This is a genomic window from Streptomyces sp. NPDC008150, from assembly GCF_042956945.1.
Lineage (GTDB): Bacteria > Actinomycetota > Actinomycetes > Streptomycetales > Streptomycetaceae > Streptomyces.
Genome location: NZ_JBIBHJ010000017.1, coordinates 87,673 through 107,262, shown reverse-complemented (window position 1 = coordinate 107,262; position 19,590 = coordinate 87,673). Strand labels below are relative to the sequence as shown.

Genomic DNA, 19,590 nt, shown 5'->3' with positions numbered 1-19,590 from the left:
GGGCGGGGCGCGAGTCTGTTCCCGTGACGCCGCGGTGCGGTGGGGTGCCGTGCCGTCCGCGCGGCCCCCACCGCAGCGCACGAGAACACCACGGAGGATCCATGCCGATCACACCGAGCGACCCCGCACACGGCGACCCGGCCACCGCCCCGTCCGGCCGGCCTCCCGTCGTCGACCAGGCCACCTGGCAGGCCGCCCGCGACGAGTTGCTGGTCCGCGAGAAGGCCCACACCCGCGAGGGCGACGCGATCGCGGCGGCCCGGCGACGGCTGCCGATGGTGGAGTTCGACGGGACGGTCGAGGTCGTCGGACCCGACGGCCCTGTCCCGTTCCTGGACCTGTTCCAGGGCCGCGACGAACTCGTCGTCTACAAGCACATGTGGCACGACGGCGCCCCCCACCAGGGACAGTGCGAGGGCTGCACCACCGCGGCCTGGCACCTGAAGGACGCCGTCTACCTCAACGCCCGCGGTGTCTCCTTCGCCGTGCTGACCCCGGGCCGCTGGGAGGAGGTGGCCGCGTTCGTCGACTTCATGGGCTACACCCAGCCCTGGTACTCGGTGCGCGGCGTGGACGGTCCGGTCGGCGGCAGCATGGGGTACCTGACCTGTTTCCTGCGCGACGGCGACCGCGTGTTCCTCACCTACTCCACGACGGGCCGCGGGAACGAACCCGTCAACCCCTCCCTCGCACTGCTCGACATGACGCCCTACGGCCGCCGCGAGGGTTGGCAGGACGACCCCGAGGGCTGGCCCGCCCCGGCCGAGGCCGACGCGCCGGTGGGCGGCCACGGCACGCCGGTCTGCTGGTACTGGCGCACGGACGCCGACGGCGTCGCCACCTGGGGCCCGACCGGCCGCCCGGTGCCGCAGTGGACACGGCCCGGCGCGGGGCCGGTGCAGACCCTCGGTCGGCAGGGCGAGCACCACTGACGTGCGGGACCGTTCCGAAGGAGGGAGACATCCGCCCACTGTGATCTGCGAGGCATTCCCGCCCGTAGCGAGCCGTGAACTGCGATCCTGAACGGTGGGAACGGGACCGGCGTTCGCGGCGAAGCCGCCGCACCGGAGCACCGTCTCCGACGCGGTTCTCACGGCTTCACGGGGGAGCACGGCATGGCGAACAGCGGGACGGTGGCGGGTGTCCGGGACGGTCGTCGGCTCGAATGGGCCTGGTTCGCCGGGTGGGTGGCGGTGGGCGCGTGCGCGGCGTTCGGGCTCGCCCTCGTCGTGACCGCGGGGCTCGTCCTGGTGCTGCTGGCAGCCGCGGCGGCCGGACTCCTCGTCCGCAAGGGGCCGGGCAGGGCGGTCGCCGGACTGCCGGTCGGCCTCGCCGTCCTGGTCCTGTACATCGGCTACCTCAACCGGGGCGGACCGGGAACCGTCTGCCACGTCCGTTCCGGCGGCGGGGACTGTGTCGACGAGTACAGCCCGATTCCCTTCGTGGTCGGCGGCGTCGCCCTCCTGCTGGCCGGGTTGCTGATCTTCGTCCTGCCCGTGCTCCTCGACCGGTGGCGGACCGCCGGCTCTTTCAACCGGGCGAAGAAAAAAGCCGGTTGACCATGCGGGTCGGCCGCCGCGAGGCGCCCTGCCAGCCCCGCGTACAGATCCACACGGCTGCCAGATTGATAACGTGCCTGCTCATGAGAGCTGTCGCGGGGTATGTGGCCGATATGCGGATGAGTGTGATGGACGTGGGGTCGCGTACGGTCCGGCTGGTGATCGCTGACGTGGTCGGGGGAGTGCCGTTGCCGGTGCACACGGCCAAGTGGAAGCTGCGACTGGCGGACCACCTGGACCCGGGCGGCCCGGTGCCCAAGCAGTGCGTGTCGCAGTTGGTGGAGGCCGTACGGGCCGCCGCCGCGCTGGCGCGCCAGTACGGTGCCGCGGAGCCGCTGGCCTTCGCCACGGCCATCGTGCGCGCCGCTCCGAACCGTGCCGAGGTCCTGCGGGCGGTGCGTGCCCGCACCGGCGTGGCGCTGTGCACCCTCCCCGGCGAGGTCGAGGGGGAGCTGACGTTCCTCGCGGCACGGCGGTGGATGGGCTGGCGCAGCGGATCGCTCGCCGTGTTCGACATCGGGGGCGGTTCGCTGGAGGTCGCCTTCGGCCGCGGGCGGCTGCCCGACTTCGTGGCCTCCCTGCCCCTCGGCGCCAACCGGCTCACCCAGCAGTTCCTGCCCGGGGACGCGGCACCCGCGGCCGCGGAACTCAAGGCGCTGAGACGCGAGGTACGGCACCAACTGCGGGACGCGGCGGCCCGGGTGCGCTGGGAGGGACCGCACACCGCCGTCGTCACCTCGCGTACGTTCCAGCAACTGGGCCGCCTGTGCGGGGCCGCGCCCGGACGGGGCGGCCCCTTCGTCGAACGTGCCCTGCACCTGTCGGACCTGCGCACCGCACGGGACCGACTGGCGGCCCTGTCCGCGGCCGACAGGGCGGACCTGCCGGGCATCTCGGCGCCGCGCGCCGCGCAGAGCCTGGCGGGTGCCGTCGTCGGCCACACCGTGATGAAGCTGACCGGTTGCGAGACGGCCTCGATCTGCCCCTGGGGCATCCGCGAGGGCGTGCTGCTGCGGCACGTCGAGGACGGCCCCGAATGGTGGGCCGACGTCGTCCACGACGAACCCGACGCCGTCACCCCGAACCCGGCGACCTCACGACCGCTGCGGGTTGCCGCGACCGTTGGCTGACACCCCTGACACACACGGCAGTTGGGGGCGGCTCGGACCCGCGCGGGCGGGCGGCCAGGGGGTGTGAGAGCCGAACGCCGGTGATGAGCCCGGGAGTTCAGGGACGTCGCGCGACGAACACGAACTCCCTGCCCGGCCGGTCGGGCGCGTCGCGGACGGACTCCACCACGTAGCCGGTCGCGGCGAGATCTCGTTCGACCTCTTCCCGTTCCCGGAAACGCAGTGTGGAGTCCGAGGTCAGCGTCTCCCCGGCCGCCGCGAAGACATAGGTCCAGCGGAACGTCACCAAGGGGCCGTCCACCTCGGTCACGTGGACCCAGCTCTCGACGGAACCGCCGCCGGGAAGTCCCGTGACGCGGACGGAGGCGTCGCGGTTCCATTCCTCCCAGGCGCGCGCGGCCGGGTCGCGCGTCTCGAAGACCAGACGGCCGCCGGGCCGCAGCGCCTCGTACGCACCTCGCAGCGTCTCCCGCCACGCTCGCGGACCGGAGATCTCCTGCGCGACGTTCGCCGTCATGGTCGCCAGGTCGCTTCGCAGCGGCGGGAGGCCCGTGGCGTCCCCGTGGATCCAACGGACCCGGTGGCCACCGGGTTTGGCGCGGGCGACGTCGACGGACGCCAGGGCGGGCTCGACGCCGACGACCTCGATGCCGCGCGCGGCCAGGAGCAGTGCGAACACGCCGGTGCCCGACCCGATGTCGAGCACTCGGCGCGCGCCGAACTCCTCCGCGAGCCGCAGGTAGGCGTCGAGATCGCTCCGGTCGGGGTCGAGGACGTCGTGGATCGCGGCCAGGCGCGGGTGCCCGAAGCATTCGTCAGCCATGTGTCGGAACCCAACCAGAACCCGTCGCGCGCGGCACTCGGTTTTGCGCCTGTTCAGAGCCCGCGCGTCGCGACGAGCCGGCGGAGCGACGCCTGCGCGGGCGGGCCCCAGCTCCGTTTGCCGCCGGGACGGCCCCGGACACCGGCCTCCCCGATGTGGATGCCGGCGAGGGCCCGCAGCACCGCGCAGCCGCGCGCCCGGCGCAGGGTCGCGGCGTCCGCGGCCGGCTCGTAGGTGTCGTGGAAACGGCCGACGGCGTCGTCCGGCAGCAGGATCCAGGCGGCGGCCAGATCGTAGGCGGGGTCGCCCGCGCACAGGTCGCCGAAGTCGATCACGCCGCAGATCGTGCCGTCCGCCGTGAGCACGTTGGCCGGGTGCAGATCGCCGTGGATCCACATGGCCGGGCCCGTCCACCCGGGCGCGGAGACGGCGTCCTCCCAGGCCGCGCGGACGGCGTCCGGGTCGGGGACGAGCCCCAGTTCGGCGGCGGAGGCGAGCTGCCGCTCGAACTCCTCGGCGTGGTCGGCCAACGGCCCGCCACGACCGCGTCCGGCGGGCGCCCCGTCGGGGGCCGGCCGGTGCAGGGCGCCGAGGAACGCGGCAAGGGCGTCGGACGCCGCCGCGCCGCGCGTGACGGGGACCCGGTCCGCGGGTGTGCCCGGCACCCACGTGGTGACGATCCACGGACGCGGGAACCGCGCGGAGGGTTCGGCGAGTCGCTGCGGCACGGGGACCGGGAGGGGCAGCAGCGGGGCGAGGCCGGGCAACCAGGTGTACTCCTTGCGCAACAGGTCGTCCGCGGACGACGTCGCCCAGGGGAGCCTCACGGCGAGGTCGTCACCGAGCCGCCACACCTGGTTGTCCCAGCCGCGCGCGCCGAGCCGCACGTGCCGTTCCGCCAGCTCGGGGTACTCCTCGCGCAGCAGGTCCCGGACGACTTCCGCGGTGATCCCGCTCTCGGCAAGAGTCATGCGGACAGACGGTACTGTGCCGGGCGGGAGCGGCACCGGCTGACCGCGAGGTGCTTCGGCGCGGGGCAGGGCGATCGCACCTGGCCGACGGCCCCGGTTCGGGTGCGCCGGAAGTGTCCGGTGTCGCACTGCGCCCCCGCTGCTCCCGCCCCGGGTGCTGTCTCAGTCCCGCGGTGACACCGATGCCGACGCCCTGCGCGGCGACGGCTGCCCGGTGGTGCGCAACGCCCGTACGCCGAACAGGCTTTGGAGTGTCATCGCGCCGGCCGCGGCGGCGGTGATCGCGAAGCCGCCGCGCGATCCGAGGGAGTCGACCGCCGAGCCGGAGGCCGCGGCCGCCGCGGCCGAACCCGCCGCGCTTGCGGAGCCGAGCCAGGAGAACGCCTGCGTCAGAACCGTCCGGTGGACGGTCGACTCCGTGAGCACGGGAAAGAGCACGAGGAGCGGGGGAATGGCCGCGCCGGTCAGCACCACGACCAGGCCGAGCTGCAACGGCGAGCGGACCGCGAGCAGCAGCAGGGTGCCCAGGGTCAACAACGCAGTGACGGGCAGCAGTTGAGAGGCCGGAGCGGTGCGCCACCGGCGCAGCCCGTACAGCCAGCCCGCGAGCAGGCCGCTCACGCCGGAGACGGCGAACACCGGCGCCGCGGTGCCGGCGGCGCCGTGTTCCACCGTGAAGGCGGTCACCGACACCTGCATGGCACCGAAGTAGACGCCGATGGCGAGGTTGAGGCCCATCAGGAGAAGGAACGGGGCGCGCGGCAACGCCCTTTCCGTGTGCGTGCGTTCGTCCCTCCCGACGGTGGCCGGGGGTGCACTGTCGCGCCGGGCGGCCAGAGCGAGTCCGCCGGCCACTGTCAGGGAGGCGGCCAGCAGTGTCCCGGCCGACGGGCGGCCGGACGCGGCGAGCGCGCTCACCACCATCGGGCCCGCGAGATAGGCCACGGCGTTGCTGACGGACTCCAGCGCGAAGGCCGTGGGCAGTTCGGCCCCCCTGCCGTCGGTGCGGAGCAGCACCGCCCAGCGGGCGGCGGACATCGCACCGAGCTGGGGGACGGTGGCGCCGACGAGTGCGCCTCCCACGGCCAGCAGCGCGCCGAGTGCGTCGGCGGTGACGAGCGACACGAGGGCGGTCACCGCCACCGCGTGGGCGAGCAGCGTGGGCGGAAGGACCCGGGTCTGCCCGAACCGGTCGGCAAGCCGGGCCAGTTGGGGCGCAACGAGTGCGTCGGTCGCCGCGAAGGCGCCGCCCACCAGGCCGGCCGCGGAGAAGCCGCCGGTGTGGCCGTGCACGAGCCAGACGAGGCTGAGGCCGGTCATCGCGATGCCGGCCCGGCCGAGCGAGGCCGGGAGGAAGAAGGCCGCGGCACCCGGGGTGCGCAGCAGGGAACGGTAGTTCGCCGAAGGCACGGCGAGTCCATTTCGCTGCCCGGCGGGACGGCGTACGGGGGGTCGCCGGTGCCCGGACGTACTGACCCGCGGTCGCGCCGCCTGGAACCGTCCAGTGGTGGCACGGGGAGGGGGCACGCCCCCGCGCCGACTCCATCACCGGGCAGAACTCTCGTTGTGCTGTGGGTGGTTGTGAAGCACGCTGATTCTCACCCCTCGGGTCGTCACGTGTCCAACGGGACGACGGACCGCGCGCCGGCGAGGGCGGACGGGGGGCCACCGGCGATCGCCCGTCACGGCTCGTCGTCGCGCAGCCCGAGGACGTACACCGCGGTGAGCGCGACGGCGCGGTCCTCGTCGCGCGACAGTTCCGCGAGCGCGCGTGCCGTCCTGGTTCCCGGGATGTTCGCGAGCGACTGTGTCAGCCGCAGTCGCGCGGAGGGCTCGGCACCCGCCCCGGCGAGGGCGTCGAGGAGGCGGTCGGCGATGGGGTCCGCGAGCGCGGGATCGGTTGCCAGCCCGGCGAGTGCGTCCGCGGCGTCGACGTCGTTCACGCCCTCGACGACCATCTCGACGAGGGTCGGTACCGCGTCGGCCACTCCGCGTGCCGCGAGAACCGGTGCCGTCTGTCTGCGGACGGCGCTGTCGGCACTCGTGAGCGCCTCCCGCAGCAGCGCGGCGGCCGGCCCGTCGTCCGGAAGTTCCGCGATCGCCCGGACGGCGCGCACGCGGACCTCGGGCACGGGCGAGTCGAGGCCCTCGGCCAGCAGGGCCGCCCCGTCGTCCCCCGAGCGTGCCAGCGTCCAGCGCAGGGCGCCGGCGACGTTCGGGTCCGCCTCGCTCAGCACCGCCTCGACCAGAGCCTCCACCGGCACCGAAGCGGCTTCGGCGGCGGACAGCGCCGCGCTCTGGCGCCTGCCCGTGCTCTCCGCCCCGAGTCCCTGGAGGAGCGCGACGGTCCGAAGGACGTCCTCCCAGTCGCCGGGTTCCGCGGCGCCGATCCGGTGCAGCCGCGTGAGCAGCGCGGTCTCGTCAGCGATACGTTCGCGGGTCCGGCGGACGAGGTCGTCGACGAGTCCCGAGGGCTCGAAACCGGGGTCGTCCAGCGCGTGCCCGACCTCTCGCAGCGACAGCCCGAGCGACCGCAGGCTCTCGATGTGGAAGACGCGGCGGATGTCCTCACCGGAGTACTCGCGATAGCCGGACCCGGTACGGCCCGTCGGCCGCACCAGACCCAACGACTCGTAGTGCCTGAGCATGCGGGCACTGACTCCGGACCGCCGCGACACTTCACCGATCAACACTGTCCGTCCACCCTCCGGGTCTGTCCTGAAGTGCCACGATGCGCTTCGCCTCCTCGATCGCGAAGTCGAACCCGGCGTCCGGGTCGCGCGACAATGCTTCCGTGGCGATCGCGTGCCGGCGCACGGAGGGGTCGGCGTGCCCCGTCGCCGTCCGCAGAGCGGGTACGGCGGCGTCACCGAGGGCGACCAGGGCCCGGCTCAGACTCAGCAGGGTCTCGTGCCGACCGCGTCCGATCTGGGTCGCGAGCACGCCGGCCAGCGTGGGCTCCTCGCCGCAGGGGACGAGCACGACCGCGGTGCGCCAGGCGGTGCGCGCCACCTCGTCGTCGGCGTCGGTCAGCAGGGCCCGGGTGATCGCCGGCCATGCCGCGCGGTCCCCGATCTTGGACAGCGTGTGCAGCGCCTGGCCGCGTGCCTGCGCGCGGTCGGACCGCAGTTCGGCCACGAGCCTCGGCACGGTCGCCGAGGGTGCGTGACGGGTCAGCGCCCAGGTCAGCATGTCGCGGACGTAGAACTCCGGTTCGACGGCACTGCGCTCGACGAGCGCGCCGACGAACCGTGGGTCGGGGATCGTGCCGGCCGCGAGTGCGGCCCGCAGGCGCACCGACGCGCTGTCGTGCTCCAGTGCCCGAAGGGTCTGGACGGTTCGGGTGGTGCCGGTGTCCTCGTGTGGCCCGCTCATCGGGATCACCTCCTCGGCCTCAGTGAAGGGGCTGCCACCGTGTCAAGGTCAAACGGCGGTGCGGGCGCGGCGAGGTGTGAGGCGTGATGAGGGTCGGCCGGGGGGCCGGGAACATTCGTTCGCGGCGATCCGATCGATTCGGCGACGGACAAATCGGTTAAAGGGTTCCTGGTGGACAGCGGAAGGCTGTGCCTCTCTGAGAGGAGCGGAATGTTCGTCAAGCGCACGATCCGGAAGGCGGCTGTGGCAACTGCCGTGGCAGCACTGGCGGTTGTCGCCGAGGCGGGAGCGGGCGCGGCGCACGCGTCGGCCTCCGCGACCGACGCGCGGACGGAGGTGCGGGCGTCCGCACCCGCCGCGGCGGCGGTCGGCCGTTGCCGCGCCGCCGATCTGCGCGTCGGCTGGGACACCAGGCACGGCGGCCACCCGGACATGAACGTCCGCTACCAGCAGATCGCGGTGGTCCGGCTCGAGAACACCGGCAGGCACACCTGCGCTCTGCGCGGCTTCCCGGACGTCCGCCTGGTCAGCAGGTCGGGCGAGGCCTGGGACCTGCGCCACTCCAACGACAGGCCGAGCACCATCACCCTGCGACCCGGCGACGACACGGCGGTGATCACCATGAACGTCCTGCCGGTCGCCAAGAAGGCGGCGGGCGCCTTCGTGCCGCGCAAGGTCCTGCTCGCCCTCCCCGGCGAGAGGACGCACGTCACCCTCACCTGGCCCTACGGAGGCGCCCTCCTGGACCAGTCCGGCGCCACCCACCCGGGCACCTTCGTCAACGCCGTCGGGGTGGGCTGACGTTCGGCCGGGGCCGGCGCACGAGCCCGGCGGCGCGCGCCGGCCCCGACCCGTCAGGCCACCCGCCCCGAAGACAACGAGAGGTAGAGCCGCGTGCCCTGCGGCCGGTGGCCGACGGGCGGTGCGAGCGCGCGGGGGAGCCGGGTGTCCGCCCCGGCTCCGCCGCCCCGTCGCGTCCTTACTTCGACATGATGAAGTCCAGCGCGTACCCCGACGCCGTCGTCCAGTACGTGACGAGCTGGCCGTCGTCCGCGTACAGCGCCTTGACGGGCAGGGGCACGTCGATCGGGTCGCTCGGGGTGCTGCCGGACCGGGGGCCCTGGAGGCTGATGGTGATGCTGGTCGCCTTGTACTCGTCCCGCTGGCCGCCCGCCACGAGCAGCGCGGCGTAGGCCTCCCTGCCCGGTTCGACGGTGACGGGCCTGCCGCGGTCCGGGTCGCTGTCCTTGATCACGGGGACCGTCGTCTGGGCGTCGGCGCCGAGCTGCACGAACGGGTAGCGGTAGAGGTTGCACTTCCTGTCACCGGCGTTCTGGACGGTGATGACGAGGTGCCTGGACTCCTTGCTGTCCGCCGGCTCCTTCACGGCGGAGACCCCGAGGTCCTCCTGCGTGCAGGTGGGGATACCCTTGCCGGCGGCGTTGTCCGCGCTTCCCGCACCGCCGCCTGCGCTGTCGTCGGGCGTCGTCGCGGCCGTCCCGCTCGGGGACCCCGTGGCGCCGGGGGCGGTCGAACCGGCACCGCCCGGAGACGCCGAACTCGTCGCGCCGGGCGCCGCCGAGGTCGCGTCGTCCGCGGCGTCGGCCGGGTCCGAGTCGCACGCCGTGGCCGCGAGCAGCGCGGTGATGACGGCTGCCCCGGCCGCGTAGGACCTCCAACGCGCCGCTTCTCTACGGTCGTTGCCGGTGAAGATGTTCATGGTGTTCCCCCGTGACAGGTGCCTGCTTGGCTGCCGTCGACTTCCGACCGCAAGGAGAGTCTGCGTCGGTAATGTCTGCCGCACCCCCGCCGGGAGTGTCTGTTACCGACCAAGTACGTGGAAGGGGTGATTCCGTCAAAGGGAGCGGAAACGGGCAAGTGCGTTGCGGGTGGGCGGCGAAAAAAGGGAGGTGCCCGGACGGGAGCCGTCGTTAACCTGGAGCGCATGATCACGCCTTCGCCCCAGCACCGGACGATGCCCCGCCTACGGGGCTGCTGAGGACGGACGCGTACCGACACCGAGCCCCGGGACCGGGGCTTCGTCGGTTGTGCGACCGGGCCCCGCCACCCGGCAGGAGGGCCGATGAGCACACCGCGCCACTACATCACCACGACCATTCCGTACGTCAACGCCCGTCCCCATCTGGGCTTCGCCCTGGAACTCGTCCAGGCGGACGCGCTCGCCCGGCACCACCGCCACCGGGGCGACCGCGTACGCCTGTTGAGCGGCACGGACGAGAACTCCCTGAAGAACGTGCTCGCCGCCGAGGCGGCCGGAGCCGACGTGCGGTCGTTCGTCGACCGCAATGCCGACGCCTTCGCCGCTCTGCGAGGCCAACTGGGGCTCTCCTACGACGACTTCATCCGCACGAGCAGCGACCCCCGCCACCGCGTCGGCGTCGAGCGGCTCTGGCGCCGGTGCGCCGAGGCGGGCGACCTCTACCGCAAGGAGTACGAGGGGCTGTACTGCGTGGGCTGCGAGCAGTTCTACACGCCCGGCGAACTGGTCGACGGGCGGTGCGCCGAGCACGGCACGGAGCCTCAACTCGTCGCGGAGGAGAACTGGTTCTTCCGGCTGTCCCGCTACGGCGACCGCATCCGCGAGCTGATCACGAGCGGTGCTCTGCGCATCCAACCCGCGGGCCGGCGCAACGAGGTGCTCGCCCTTCTCGAAGGCGGTCTGCGCGACCTGTCCGTCTCCCGCTCCCACCACCGCGCCCGGGGATGGGGCATCCCGGTGCCGGACGACCCGAGCCAGGTCGTCTACGTCTGGTGGGACGCCCTCGGCAACTACGTCACGAGCCTCGGATACGGCACGGGTGACAGTGCCTACGACCGGTGGTGGGCATCGGAGGGGCGCCGGGTTCACCTCGTGGGCAAGGGAGTTGTGCGCTTCCACGCCGTGTACTGGCCGGCCATCCTGCTGTCCGCGGGACTGCCGCTGCCCACCGACATCCTGGTCCACGACTACCTCACCGTCGACGGCCGCAAGATCAGCAAGTCCGCCGCAACCACCGTCGACCCGGCCGCACTCGCCGAGACGCACGGCGCCGACGCGGTGCGCTGGTGGCTGCTGCGCGACGTACCCCGCACCGGCGACGCCGACTTCACCTCCGACCGCTTGGCCGCCCGCGCCGACGCGGACTTCGCCGGTGGACTGGGAAACCTCGTTCACCGTGTCGTGACGATGGTCCACCGCTTCCGGGACGGGGCGGCTCCCACCCCCTCCGCCGCCGCGCTCCCCGGCGGGTCCGAACTGGCGGACGTGTGCCGCAACGTGCCCGGACTCGTCGACGCCGCCCTCGCGGACTTCGACTTCCGTCGCGCGACGCGGACCGTGTGGCGCATCGTGGAAGAGGCCAACCGGTACATCGACGCCACGCGGCCGTGGGAACCCGCCGGCCGGGAGCGGCAGGGCGACGTCGCAGCACGCGCCCGGCTCGACGAGATCCTCGCCGCGCTGGTCGGCGCCTGCCGCGTGCTCGCCGACGAACTGAGCCCGTTCGTCCCCGACGCGGCACAGCGGATCGCCGCGGCGCTGACGCCGGTCGAGGGCACCCTTCCGGCCGCGAAGCCGCTGTTCCCCCGGCTTCGCGAGGGGGAGGGGACCGCGCGGCGTCCCGTGTGACGGTCCGACGCGACACACGACGCGCGACGACGACCTCCCGGCTGGCCGTCGGACGTCGGCGCCGCTCTCGCGCCCTACGGTGCGAGAGCGGCCTCGACGCTCGCGACGACCGTCACCATGTCGGTGGCGCCGGTGATCTCGAACAGCCTGCGCAGACCGGGTGTCGGAGCCACCACGCGCAGGTCCGCGTGCCGGTTGCACCACAGCAGCACGTTGAGGAACGAGGAGTCGACGAAGCCGAGCTTGGACGCCTCCACGATCACCCGCACGCCGTCCTCGACCGCGCCGGACAGCGCGGTGGCCAGGGGGGTGACGGTGCTCGCGTCCTGATCGCCGTGGACCACGACGACCCGGGCGCCCTCGATGTCGTACAGCGCCACCGCACCCCCGGTAGCCGCTTCGGCCAAGGGAGTCGCGCGAGCTCGCCAACCCTCAGTGTGGCTCATGCCGTGCAGCATGCCCGGTGAACCCTTGGCCCATGCTGCGCCCGCACGCGCGGTCGGTGAGCCGGCGGGCGGGGCGCGTACCGGTGGTGAACACCGGTACGCGGCAACCGTGTGCGCGGCTGCCGCACAGCGCGCCCGGTCACAATGCCCCGTGCCGTGCGTCGTCCGCGCCCGGCGGAATCCGCGTGAGGGCGCGCGGTGAAAGTGCGGGCAGCGGGCGGTGGTTGACTCCGGGCACTTATATGGATGGAGGTGCGGGCCGCTCATCAGGCACACTGCCCGCGATGACCTTCTCCGCCGGTGAACTGCTCACCGCCCTCGAACCCCTGCCCCACTCCGCCAGGCTCCGGTACACCGCCGTCACCGCCCGCCGGCTCGCCGCCCGCGATGAACTGCGGCCACTGCTCGCCGAGTTGGACACACGCGGCCCGTACGAACGCCGTCTCGCCGCACTGGCCGCCCTGACGGCGGGGGACGTGGAGTACATCGGGAGCCGGCTCGGGGACCCGGACCCGGTGGTCCGGCGGTACGCCCTGCGCGGTGCCCGGCGGCTGCCCGTACCGGACTCCGCCGTCGAAGCGGCCCACGCCGACGCGCCGCCCGTCGTCCGCGCCGACCTCGCGCGGCTGCTGCGGGACGGGAGGCGGTCCGCGCTCGCCGAACGGCTGGTCCTCCGCGTGCGGGACGAGTACGGCGACCACGACGCGGCCCGTCTGCTGGCGGGCTGCTCGGCCGAGTTCACCGCACGGCTCCTGCCCGAACTCGCCGGGGCCCTCGCCTACGAGGACTGGAGCACCGTGGCGGTGCGCCATCCGCTCGCGGTCCTCGACCAGGCGGAGCGTGAACTCGACGATCTGCCCGAGCAGTTGGTCACCGAATGGTGGACGCGGCACGCCGTCGGCGTCGCGGCGGCCCTGCCCGCATGCCCGGCCCGTGTGCTCGACCTCCTGGAACGGTACGGCCCCGGCGAACTGCCCGGCCCGGTGCACGACATGCTCGGTGACCTGGTCGCGGCAGACGCGGAACGTGTCGCCGGCTGGCTCGCCGATCCCGGCCGGAGAGCCGGCCGCTGGGAACGCACCCCCGGCCGCGCGGCCGTGCGGCGCCTGGTCGCGGCGGATCCGCCGTCCCTGCCCCGGCTCGGAGCCCGGTGGCTCCACCGGGAGGCATTCGGCCGTCTGCTGCGGGTGATGCCACCCGCGCGGCGGTCCGCCTTCCTGGACGCCGTCGTCGCCGAGGCCGGCCCGCGCGGGAACGTCCACGCCCGCACGAGCGCGCTCGCACTCCTGCCGGCACCCGAGCGGCACTCACGGGCCCGCGCCGAGATCGAGGCGCTCCGCGGCGAACACGGTTCGGACTGGACCGTCCGGGGCCTGCTCGCGCTGCTGCCGCCCACCGAGGCCCGGCCGCGGCTGATGGCGGCGCTCAGAACCGGCGACGCCGAGGAGCGCGGCTCGGCCTGGGACAGCCTGGTGGCCAACGCCGGCCACAGCGGTGAGCCGCAGCGTGTCGCCGACGTGCTCGCACTGGCCGCCGACCGACTGGCCAACGACCGCGACCCCGTACGCGACGACGCCCTGTCCGCCCTCGCCGCCCTGCCCGGCCCCCTGCTCGCCGCAGCCCTCGCGGCCGAGCCCGCCACGGCCGGCGGTACCGGCGCCACGCACCTGGAGCGGCTCTGCCTGGCCGCCCTGGACGCGCGGGACCGCTCCGCCACGACCACGGACACGATCCGGCGCCTGACCGCACTCCTGCTCGCGACCGGGGAAGCGCGGGAGACGAGGCGGGCACCGGAAGCCGCGGCAGCCACGACAGGTGCGGCGGACGCGAAGGGCACCGAGGGACCCGCCGTCGCACTGCGAACGGCCGCACGCCTCACGGAAGCGCTGACCATCCGCACCGGAACCGTCGAACTCGGCTGCCTCGGCACGGCGTTGCGTGAAAGCGGCCTGCGCGTCGTCCTCGACGCGCTCGGCCCGTGGTTCGAACGGGCGGCCAGTCAGGGCGACTTCACGCCGCTCCTCTCCTTCGTCAGGTCCTGCGGACCCCGCGCGCGCCGGATGCCGGAACTCCAGAGCCGGCTCGAACAGGCCCTGCACGCCTGCCCGGACGCGGTCTTCGGCGAGATCGCCGAAGCCTGGCTGGCGGATCCAGCGAGCCGCGGTGTCCGGGCCGCCGTGCTGCTGGAGCGCGAGCCGAGCGCCGCCCACCTGCCCCAGGTACTCGCCGTACTCGCCGGCGAGCGCACCGACCTGCTGGACGCCGCCCTGTCCGAGAACCCCCGCCCGGCCGGCAGGTTCCCCGTACCGGGCACACCCAGGCCGTTGCCCCCCTTCCGGTACGCCGACCGGTGGCTTCCGCGCCAGCAGGAGGCCGCGGTCCGACTGGCCGCGGCCGTCGTCGCCGATCCCGGCCGCGGCCTGGACGAACGGGCCGCCCTGCTGCGCGCGGCGGCACCGGTACCCGTGTACGGCAAGGCGCTGCTCCGGAGATACGCCCCCGCCGCCGGCACGCCCTCCGCCCTCTCCGCACGTCCGGCCGCCGGGCCCGCCGACACGGCCGAGCCCGCGACCGCTCCCGCCGAGGCCGCCCTGACGGCTGCGGCCCTGGACGCGCTCGCCCGCACGGACGACCCGGCCGCAGCCCTCGCCACCCTGCTCGACCACGCCGGCGACGACCGGGCGGCCGCCGCGTGGTCCGCCGCCGGCCGCGCGGCCGACCACGCCCGGCCGAGCCGGCTGGCGGAGTTGCTCAGTGACGTACTGACCCGTGAGAGCGGGGTGAAGGTCACCGTCCGGAAGGCTGCTGCCCGGCTCGCCGCACGCCGTCTGCCCCCGGCCACCGCGACCGCGCTGCTGGCCCGCGTCGGCCGTGCCCCGGACGTCCATCCCGACGTGCACGCCACCGTCGTCGGCCTCGCGGCGACGCTGCTGCCGCACGAGGACATGTGGGCCCTGCTGGAGTCCGCCGTCGCGGCCGGCCCCGACGCGGCGCGCCGCGCGCTCCTGGGCCCGAGCCCGGCCGACCTGGCCCCGGAGCACCGGCCGCGCTACGGGCAACTCGTCGCCGGCCTGCCCTTCGTGGCCGACGAACAGACGGCGCAGGACGCCCTGTCCGCCCTGGGCGACTGGGCGCGGTACACCCCGGCGGCCGGTACCGCCCTGGTGCGCGTGTGCTCCGACCCGAGTCTGCCGCGCACCCTTGTCTGGCGCGCGGACTCCGGGCTGACGGCGCTCGCCGGGTCCGCACAGCCCCATCCCGTCGGTGGGGTGCGGCCGGGCAGTCTGCTGCGCGACGCCGTGGACCGGCTGCTGCTGCTCGTCGCGGCCGGTGAATCGCAAGGGGGCGGTGCCGGTGAGGACCTGCCGGCCCGCAGGCGCCTGGAGTCCCTGATCGGCTCGTACGCGGTCCAGGACCACCGGATGTGCGCGGCCCTGGCCCGTCGGCTGGCCACGGAACCGTCGCTCGACGGCCTCCGTACCACCCTGCTCGTACGGGCCGTCGACCTGACCGCCGGTCTTCCCGAACTGCTCGGCGCCCTGCGCGAGTTGACCGCCGCGGTGGACGGCCGTCCCGTTCTCGCGACCCGGGTCGCGGAGAGGCTGGAGGAGACGCACCGGTACGGCGGTGAGCCGGTCGACCTCGACACGGTCCTCGCTGCCGTCGACGCCCTGGGCGGGGACGGCGGCCTCGTGGAGGGACTCCTCGCGGTCGGTCTCGCCACGGCGGTCGGAAAGCGGCGGGACTGGCCCGAGGAGTGCCGCACGGCCGTCGTCACCCTGCGCCGCCACCCGGAACGAGAGGTGCGGGAGGCGGCGTACGGCTGTGTGCTGAGCGAGAGTTGAACCGAGAGAACGGCGAGGGGGGCGGCCGAGAAGCCCTGGGCGGGGTCGTCACGGCCCTCGGCCCCGGCACGCGTCAGCGGGATGTGAAGTACGTGCTCCTGTGCGGGCGGGGGCGGTCACCGCGTTCGTACGCCGCGTCCGAACGGTCGGCGGGTGCCGACCGCCGGGCCAGTTCCCGCAGCCTGCGCAGGCCGGCGAGCACCTCCTGGCGGTTGTCCGCCCGCTTCAGCCAGGCCGGCAACCGCGGGATCATCGCCCTTGTCGGGCTCAGCGGTCCGCTCTCGCGCAGCCGTGCGCCGACGTAGGCCGACAGTTCGTCCACGTGCTCCGCGTCGAAGGCCCAGAGGATCCGGCCGGCACAACGCGTCTGCAACCACAACGGGCGCCGGAAGAAGGGATCCTCGGTTCCGCCCAGTGCCACGCCCACCAGCCCGCCGTCCCGTACCCGGGGTGTCCAGTCGGCCGTGTGGCCGCACGCCCCGCACGCCAGACGCCGGGGCCGGAACACGTGCTCCATGTGGTACTTGACGGCCGGCAGTCCCGGCAGGGGGACGGTCTCGGCGCGGCCGCCGCAGCGGGGGCAGACCACGAGCATCCGGGCCGCGAAGCGGGCGAGCGGATACCCCTGGTCGAGGTGGCGGGAGGGCCCCGGGGCATCGGGATCGAGGGCGTCCATGACGAGCACTGTGGCATGCGTGCGGTGCGGCCGTCACCCCGGTTGTCCGGTGTGACCGCGACCGCGCGACCGCCCCGCACGGCGACCGGGCGTCGAGCGAGAGCGCGTTCATCGGGGCCCCGCCGGGTCGACGCCCGGGCGCGCGGTGTCAGCCGTCGGCCGCCGGGGAGGGAGACGGCGACCGGCCGCCGAGGCCCTGCGGATCCGGCCGGGCGGCCACCCGGCGCAGCAGCGGGTCGGGCAGGGCGCCGTCCGACAGGCGGTCGAGGGCGTCGCGGCGCTCGGTGAGCGGCTGCCTGCGGTGCTCCGGAGCGGCGGCGGCCACCCGGTCGAGCAGAGCGCGCAGCCGACGGACGACCTGCGGATTCGACGAGCCGTACAGAAGTGTCTCGTCGAGGGCGAGCGACACGAAGTCCGCCCACTCCGGTGCCGGGCAGGAGACGCGGGGGACACCGCGGTCGTCGAGCAGCCGAACCGGTCCGAGGGGGCGGCCGGCGAGCTGTACGAGTCCTTCCTCCACGTGGTCGAGGGCCTGGACCGCGGTGGCCGGGTCGTTGACCGCCGGGGAGAGCGCCCGGATCGCGATGTCGGCGAGGAGCCGCAGGCCGTACGAGCTGTCCTGTTCCATGGTCCGGCCCGGTCCGTACCGCACGCACGCCGCGACCTGCCGGACGGTCCGCGGGTCGAGCTCCCCCTTGACGTCCACACGGGCCACGGGTGCCCCGTCGCCCGTGAACTCCCCTACGGCATAGAGAAGTTGGACGTGCAGGTCGTGGCGTGCTGCGAGCTTCGTGAGGCGTGGCTCGTCGACGGCGAGGACGACGGCGGGCGGTCCGCGACGCACGACCGGCACACTCGTGCCGGTCCGGACGGCGGGGCCCGGTGCGGGCGGGTGCTCGGCCTCGGCGGGGCAGGTCCCGTCGACGACCTGTCGCAGCCGGATCCCGACGGCCCGCGCCAGCCCGCCGCCCGTCACGGCGTGCCGGAGGGAGGCGAGCAGGTACAGGACGGTCACGGCGTCGACCAGGACGAGGCCGACCGCGATCGTCACGGTGAACCGGGGAACATGCTCACCCCGCACCTGGCTCAGCGTCACCAGCGCGTACAGGGCCGTGCCGATCAGCAGCCCGAACAGCACCAGATGCCGGCTGAAGTGGCCGAGGGCGGCGACCAGCCGGGGCGACATGGTCTGCACGGTCTGTACGACCAGGGTGATCGCCGTGACGACGAAGCCCGCGAGGGTGATCATGCCGCCCGCGATGGCGGCCAGGGTCGCCTGCGCCGTCGCCGCGTCGAAGTCCAGGGCCGGCGCGGGCAGATGGCGCTCCGCGGCGGGCAGGGCCCAGCCCAGCAGCGCGCCCGCGACGACCAGGAGCAGCGCGATGCCGTTGCCGCGAGCCCGCCTGGCCCGCTGACTGCGGCCGTTGCCGTGCGGGAGGCGGGTACGGTCGGGCGACGGCGGTGACGGCGACTGCGCCGCCGGTGGTGGCCGGGTCACCGGCGTACCGGAAGCTGCCCCGGACGTCGCGTGCTGGCGGCACCGGAGGGGAGTGCCGGACTCTCCGCCCGGTGCGCGAGGTCGTGCGCCCTCATGTCTCTCCTCGGTTTCCGCTGAGCCGCAGGGGGACTTCGAGTCTCGGCCGTCGTGCGGGAGTGTGCGAATCAAGAAGGGCCGTCGGTGCGGACGCAGCCGTTCTTCCCGCCGCACGGTCCCGCCGCGCACTCTGCCGGCCGCCGCCTGACCCCGTACGGCCCCCATCCGCTCGTGAACCCGCCGGACGCGGACCAGGGTGGGATCGGTGCGTTCCGGTCGCACCGGTACCGTCCGCGCGCACGGCGGCCCGGCCTTGTCACGTCGAGGACTGCCGAGAGCTGTCGAGAGCTGGAGAAGAGGGCCATGTCCCATCCCGGCACGCTCGTCCTCATCATGGCGGCCGCCGTCCTCGCCCCCCTGCTGGCAGAGGTGACGGCACGGCGGGTCCGCGTGCCGCTGGTGATCTTCGAGATCGCGCTCGGGGTGATCGTCGGGCCCGACGTCCTGGGGTGGGCGCACACCGGCCAGGTCGTCGACACGCTCTCCGACCTGGGCCTGGCCATGCTGATCTTCCTCGCCGGGTACGAGATCGACTTCGCGGCGGTGCGCGGCGCGATCCTGCGGCGCGCGGCCGGGGCCTGGGTGATCTCGCTCGCGCTCGGCATCGGTCTCGCCTTCTGGATCGGCGGCGGCGACACGTACAAGGCGCTGGTCGTCGGCACTGCGCTGACCAGCACGGCCCTCGGCACGGTGCTGCCGATCCTGCGGGACAACGGCGACCTCCGCGGGCGTTTCGGTGCGGTCACGTCGGCGTTCGGCGCCGTGGGGGAGTTCGGGCCGATCGTGGCGATGGCGCTCCTGCTCAGCGGGCGCAAGGCCGGCGAGTCGACCGTCCTGCTGATCGCCTTCGCGGTCATCACCGCGGCGGCCGTCTTCTGGGCCGTGCGGCCTCGCCCGCGCTGGTTCTCCCGGCTGGTCGACACGACCCTCCACAGCAGCGGGCAGTTCGCCGTCCGCTTCGTGATGCTGCTGCTGACCGGCATGCTCGCCCTCGCCGAGGTGTTCGGCCTCGACATCCTGCTGGGCGCCTTCGCCGCCGGTGTCCTCACCAGGATCGTGCTGCACAGCGCGTCACCCGAACACAGCGCCGAGGTGTTCGGAAAGGTGGAGGCCATGGGATTCGGCTTCCTCGTACCGCTGTTCTACGTGGTCACGGGAATCGAGTTCGACCTGCACGCGCTGCTGACCGACTGGCACGCGCTCGTCCTCGTCCCGGTGTTCCTGCTCCTGTTCCTCGTCGTGCGCGGCGGTCCCGTGCACGCCCTGGCACCCCGTGAACTCGCCCGCGCGGACCGGCGGGCGCTCACCCTCTTCGCGTCGACGTGCCTGCCGCTGGTCGTCGCCATCACGACCATCGGGGTGGACCAGAAGGTGCTGGGCACGGACGAGGCCGCCGCCCTGATCGGCGCCGCCATGGTCTCGGTGCTCGTCCTGCCGCTGCTCGCGATGAGAGTGCGCGGGGGGAGGGGCGAGGGAGGGGACGGGCCGACGACACTGTCCTCGACGGAGTCCGAGGCGTGGTGAAGGCTTCCGGGCCCGTCGG

Annotated in this window: 16 protein-coding genes; 7 read left to right on the top strand and 9 right to left on the bottom strand. The window is 74.1% G+C overall.

Features of this window, described 5'->3' with window-relative positions; translation table 11 throughout:
- The first annotated feature begins 101 nt into the window (after positions 1-101).
- The 3 genes from ACFZA0_RS32580 to ACFZA0_RS32570 all read left to right on the top strand — a co-directional run bounded on the left by ACFZA0_RS32580 (position 102) and on the right by ACFZA0_RS32570 (position 2,689).
- Entirely contained in the window at positions 102-932 is an 831-nt protein-coding gene (locus ACFZA0_RS32580; protein ID WP_391023655.1) for a DUF899 family protein, read from the top strand.
- A gap of 183 nt (positions 933-1,115) precedes the next feature.
- The gene (locus ACFZA0_RS32575) at positions 1,116-1,559 is read left to right on the top strand and encodes a hypothetical protein (RefSeq protein ID WP_391023654.1); all 444 of its coding nucleotides are present in this window, start codon (positions 1,116-1,118) and stop codon (positions 1,557-1,559) included.
- 113 nt (positions 1,560-1,672) lie between these two features.
- Entirely contained in the window at positions 1,673-2,689 is a 1,017-nt protein-coding gene (locus ACFZA0_RS32570) for a Ppx/GppA family phosphatase (protein ID WP_391023765.1), read from the top strand.
- A 97-nt stretch (positions 2,690-2,786) separates the two neighbouring features.
- Here ACFZA0_RS32570 and ACFZA0_RS32565 read toward each other — a convergent pair whose 3' ends face one another.
- The 5 genes from ACFZA0_RS32565 to ACFZA0_RS32545 form a co-directional block, all read right to left on the bottom strand.
- Positions 2,787-3,512, bottom strand: coding sequence for a methyltransferase domain-containing protein (locus ACFZA0_RS32565; RefSeq protein WP_391023652.1), 726 nt, complete (start codon positions 3,510-3,512; stop codon positions 2,787-2,789).
- 53 nt (positions 3,513-3,565) lie between these two features.
- Positions 3,566-4,483, bottom strand: a complete 918-nt coding sequence (locus ACFZA0_RS32560; RefSeq protein WP_391023651.1) for a phosphotransferase — start codon at positions 4,481-4,483, stop codon at positions 3,566-3,568.
- Between the two features lie 162 nt (positions 4,484-4,645).
- Positions 4,646-5,893 carry an MFS transporter gene (locus ACFZA0_RS32555; RefSeq protein WP_391023650.1) on the bottom strand — a complete coding sequence of 416 codons (1,248 nt, stop codon included), beginning with the start codon at positions 5,891-5,893 and terminating at the stop codon, positions 4,646-4,648.
- Between the two features lie 272 nt (positions 5,894-6,165).
- On the bottom strand, positions 6,166-7,176 hold the full coding sequence (locus ACFZA0_RS32550) for a MerR family transcriptional regulator (protein ID WP_391023648.1): 1,011 nt from the start codon (positions 7,174-7,176) through the stop codon (positions 6,166-6,168).
- Positions 7,163-7,858, bottom strand: a complete 696-nt coding sequence (locus tag ACFZA0_RS32545) for a HEAT repeat domain-containing protein (protein ID WP_391023646.1) — start codon at positions 7,856-7,858, stop codon at positions 7,163-7,165. Before ACFZA0_RS32545 ends, ACFZA0_RS32550 begins: the two co-directional genes overlap by 14 nt.
- 243 nt (positions 7,859-8,101) lie before the next feature.
- On the opposite strand from ACFZA0_RS32545, the gene ACFZA0_RS32540 reads away from it, so the two are divergent.
- Positions 8,102-8,659 (top strand): DUF4232 domain-containing protein, encoded by a 558-nt coding sequence (locus ACFZA0_RS32540; RefSeq protein ID WP_391023645.1) that lies wholly within the window; start codon positions 8,102-8,104, stop codon positions 8,657-8,659.
- Between the two features lie 178 nt (positions 8,660-8,837).
- Here the strand turns inward: ACFZA0_RS32540 and ACFZA0_RS32535 are convergent, their stop codons facing one another.
- Positions 8,838-9,578, bottom strand: a complete 741-nt coding sequence (locus tag ACFZA0_RS32535) for a DUF4232 domain-containing protein (RefSeq protein WP_391023643.1) — start codon at positions 9,576-9,578, stop codon at positions 8,838-8,840.
- A 363-nt stretch (positions 9,579-9,941) separates the two neighbouring features.
- Between ACFZA0_RS32535 and ACFZA0_RS32530 the strand changes: the two genes are divergently transcribed.
- The gene (locus ACFZA0_RS32530; protein ID WP_391023641.1) at positions 9,942-11,486 is read left to right on the top strand and encodes a class I tRNA ligase family protein; all 1,545 of its coding nucleotides are present in this window, start codon (positions 9,942-9,944) and stop codon (positions 11,484-11,486) included.
- Positions 11,487-11,560: 74 nt separating this feature from the next.
- On the opposite strand, the gene ACFZA0_RS32525 is transcribed toward ACFZA0_RS32530, so the two are convergent.
- Complete coding sequence (locus tag ACFZA0_RS32525; RefSeq protein ID WP_391023639.1) at positions 11,561-11,866, bottom strand: STAS domain-containing protein; 306 nt, start codon at positions 11,864-11,866, stop codon at positions 11,561-11,563.
- A gap of 350 nt (positions 11,867-12,216) precedes the next feature.
- Here ACFZA0_RS32525 and ACFZA0_RS32520 point away from each other — a divergent pair, with 350 nt between their 5' ends.
- Complete coding sequence (locus ACFZA0_RS32520; protein WP_391023637.1) at positions 12,217-15,777, top strand: hypothetical protein; 3,561 nt, start codon at positions 12,217-12,219, stop codon at positions 15,775-15,777.
- A 73-nt stretch (positions 15,778-15,850) separates the two neighbouring features.
- Here the strand turns inward: ACFZA0_RS32520 and ACFZA0_RS32515 are convergent, their stop codons facing one another.
- Complete coding sequence (locus ACFZA0_RS32515; RefSeq protein WP_391023635.1) at positions 15,851-16,453, bottom strand: hypothetical protein; 603 nt, start codon at positions 16,451-16,453, stop codon at positions 15,851-15,853.
- Between the two features lie 148 nt (positions 16,454-16,601).
- Positions 16,602-17,951 carry a DUF2254 family protein gene (locus ACFZA0_RS32510; RefSeq protein ID WP_391023634.1) on the bottom strand — a complete coding sequence of 450 codons (1,350 nt, stop codon included), beginning with the start codon at positions 17,949-17,951 and terminating at the stop codon, positions 16,602-16,604.
- 399 nt (positions 17,952-18,350) lie between these two features.
- On the opposite strand from ACFZA0_RS32510, the gene ACFZA0_RS32505 reads away from it, so the two are divergent.
- Positions 18,351-19,571 carry a cation:proton antiporter gene (locus tag ACFZA0_RS32505; protein WP_391023632.1) on the top strand — a complete coding sequence of 407 codons (1,221 nt, stop codon included), beginning with the start codon at positions 18,351-18,353 and terminating at the stop codon, positions 19,569-19,571.
- The last annotated feature ends 19 nt before the right edge of the window (positions 19,572-19,590 follow it).

Bases quoted from the DNA above. Each gene is read 5' to 3' on its own strand.
- ACFZA0_RS32580 (WP_391023655.1), top strand. From the start codon at position 102: ATGCCGATCACACCGAGCGACCCCGCACACGGCGACCCGGCCACCGCC.
- ACFZA0_RS32570 (WP_391023765.1), top strand. From the start codon at position 1,673: ATGCGGATGAGTGTGATGGACGTGGGGTCGCGTACGGTCCGGCTGGTG.
- ACFZA0_RS32530 (WP_391023641.1), top strand. From the start codon at position 9,942: ATGAGCACACCGCGCCACTACATCACCACGACCATTCCGTACGTCAAC.
- ACFZA0_RS32575 (WP_391023654.1), top strand. From the start codon at position 1,116: ATGGCGAACAGCGGGACGGTGGCGGGTGTCCGGGACGGTCGTCGGCTC.
- ACFZA0_RS32520 (WP_391023637.1), top strand. From the start codon at position 12,217: ATGACCTTCTCCGCCGGTGAACTGCTCACCGCCCTCGAACCCCTGCCC.
- ACFZA0_RS32545 (WP_391023646.1), bottom strand. From the start codon at position 7,858: ATGAGCGGGCCACACGAGGACACCGGCACCACCCGAACCGTCCAGACC.
- ACFZA0_RS32535 (WP_391023643.1), bottom strand. From the start codon at position 9,578: ATGAACATCTTCACCGGCAACGACCGTAGAGAAGCGGCGCGTTGGAGG.
- ACFZA0_RS32505 (WP_391023632.1), top strand. From the start codon at position 18,351: ATGTCCCATCCCGGCACGCTCGTCCTCATCATGGCGGCCGCCGTCCTC.
- ACFZA0_RS32560 (WP_391023651.1), bottom strand. From the start codon at position 4,483: ATGACTCTTGCCGAGAGCGGGATCACCGCGGAAGTCGTCCGGGACCTG.
- ACFZA0_RS32515 (WP_391023635.1), bottom strand. From the start codon at position 16,453: ATGGACGCCCTCGATCCCGATGCCCCGGGGCCCTCCCGCCACCTCGAC.
- ACFZA0_RS32565 (WP_391023652.1), bottom strand. From the start codon at position 3,512: ATGGCTGACGAATGCTTCGGGCACCCGCGCCTGGCCGCGATCCACGAC.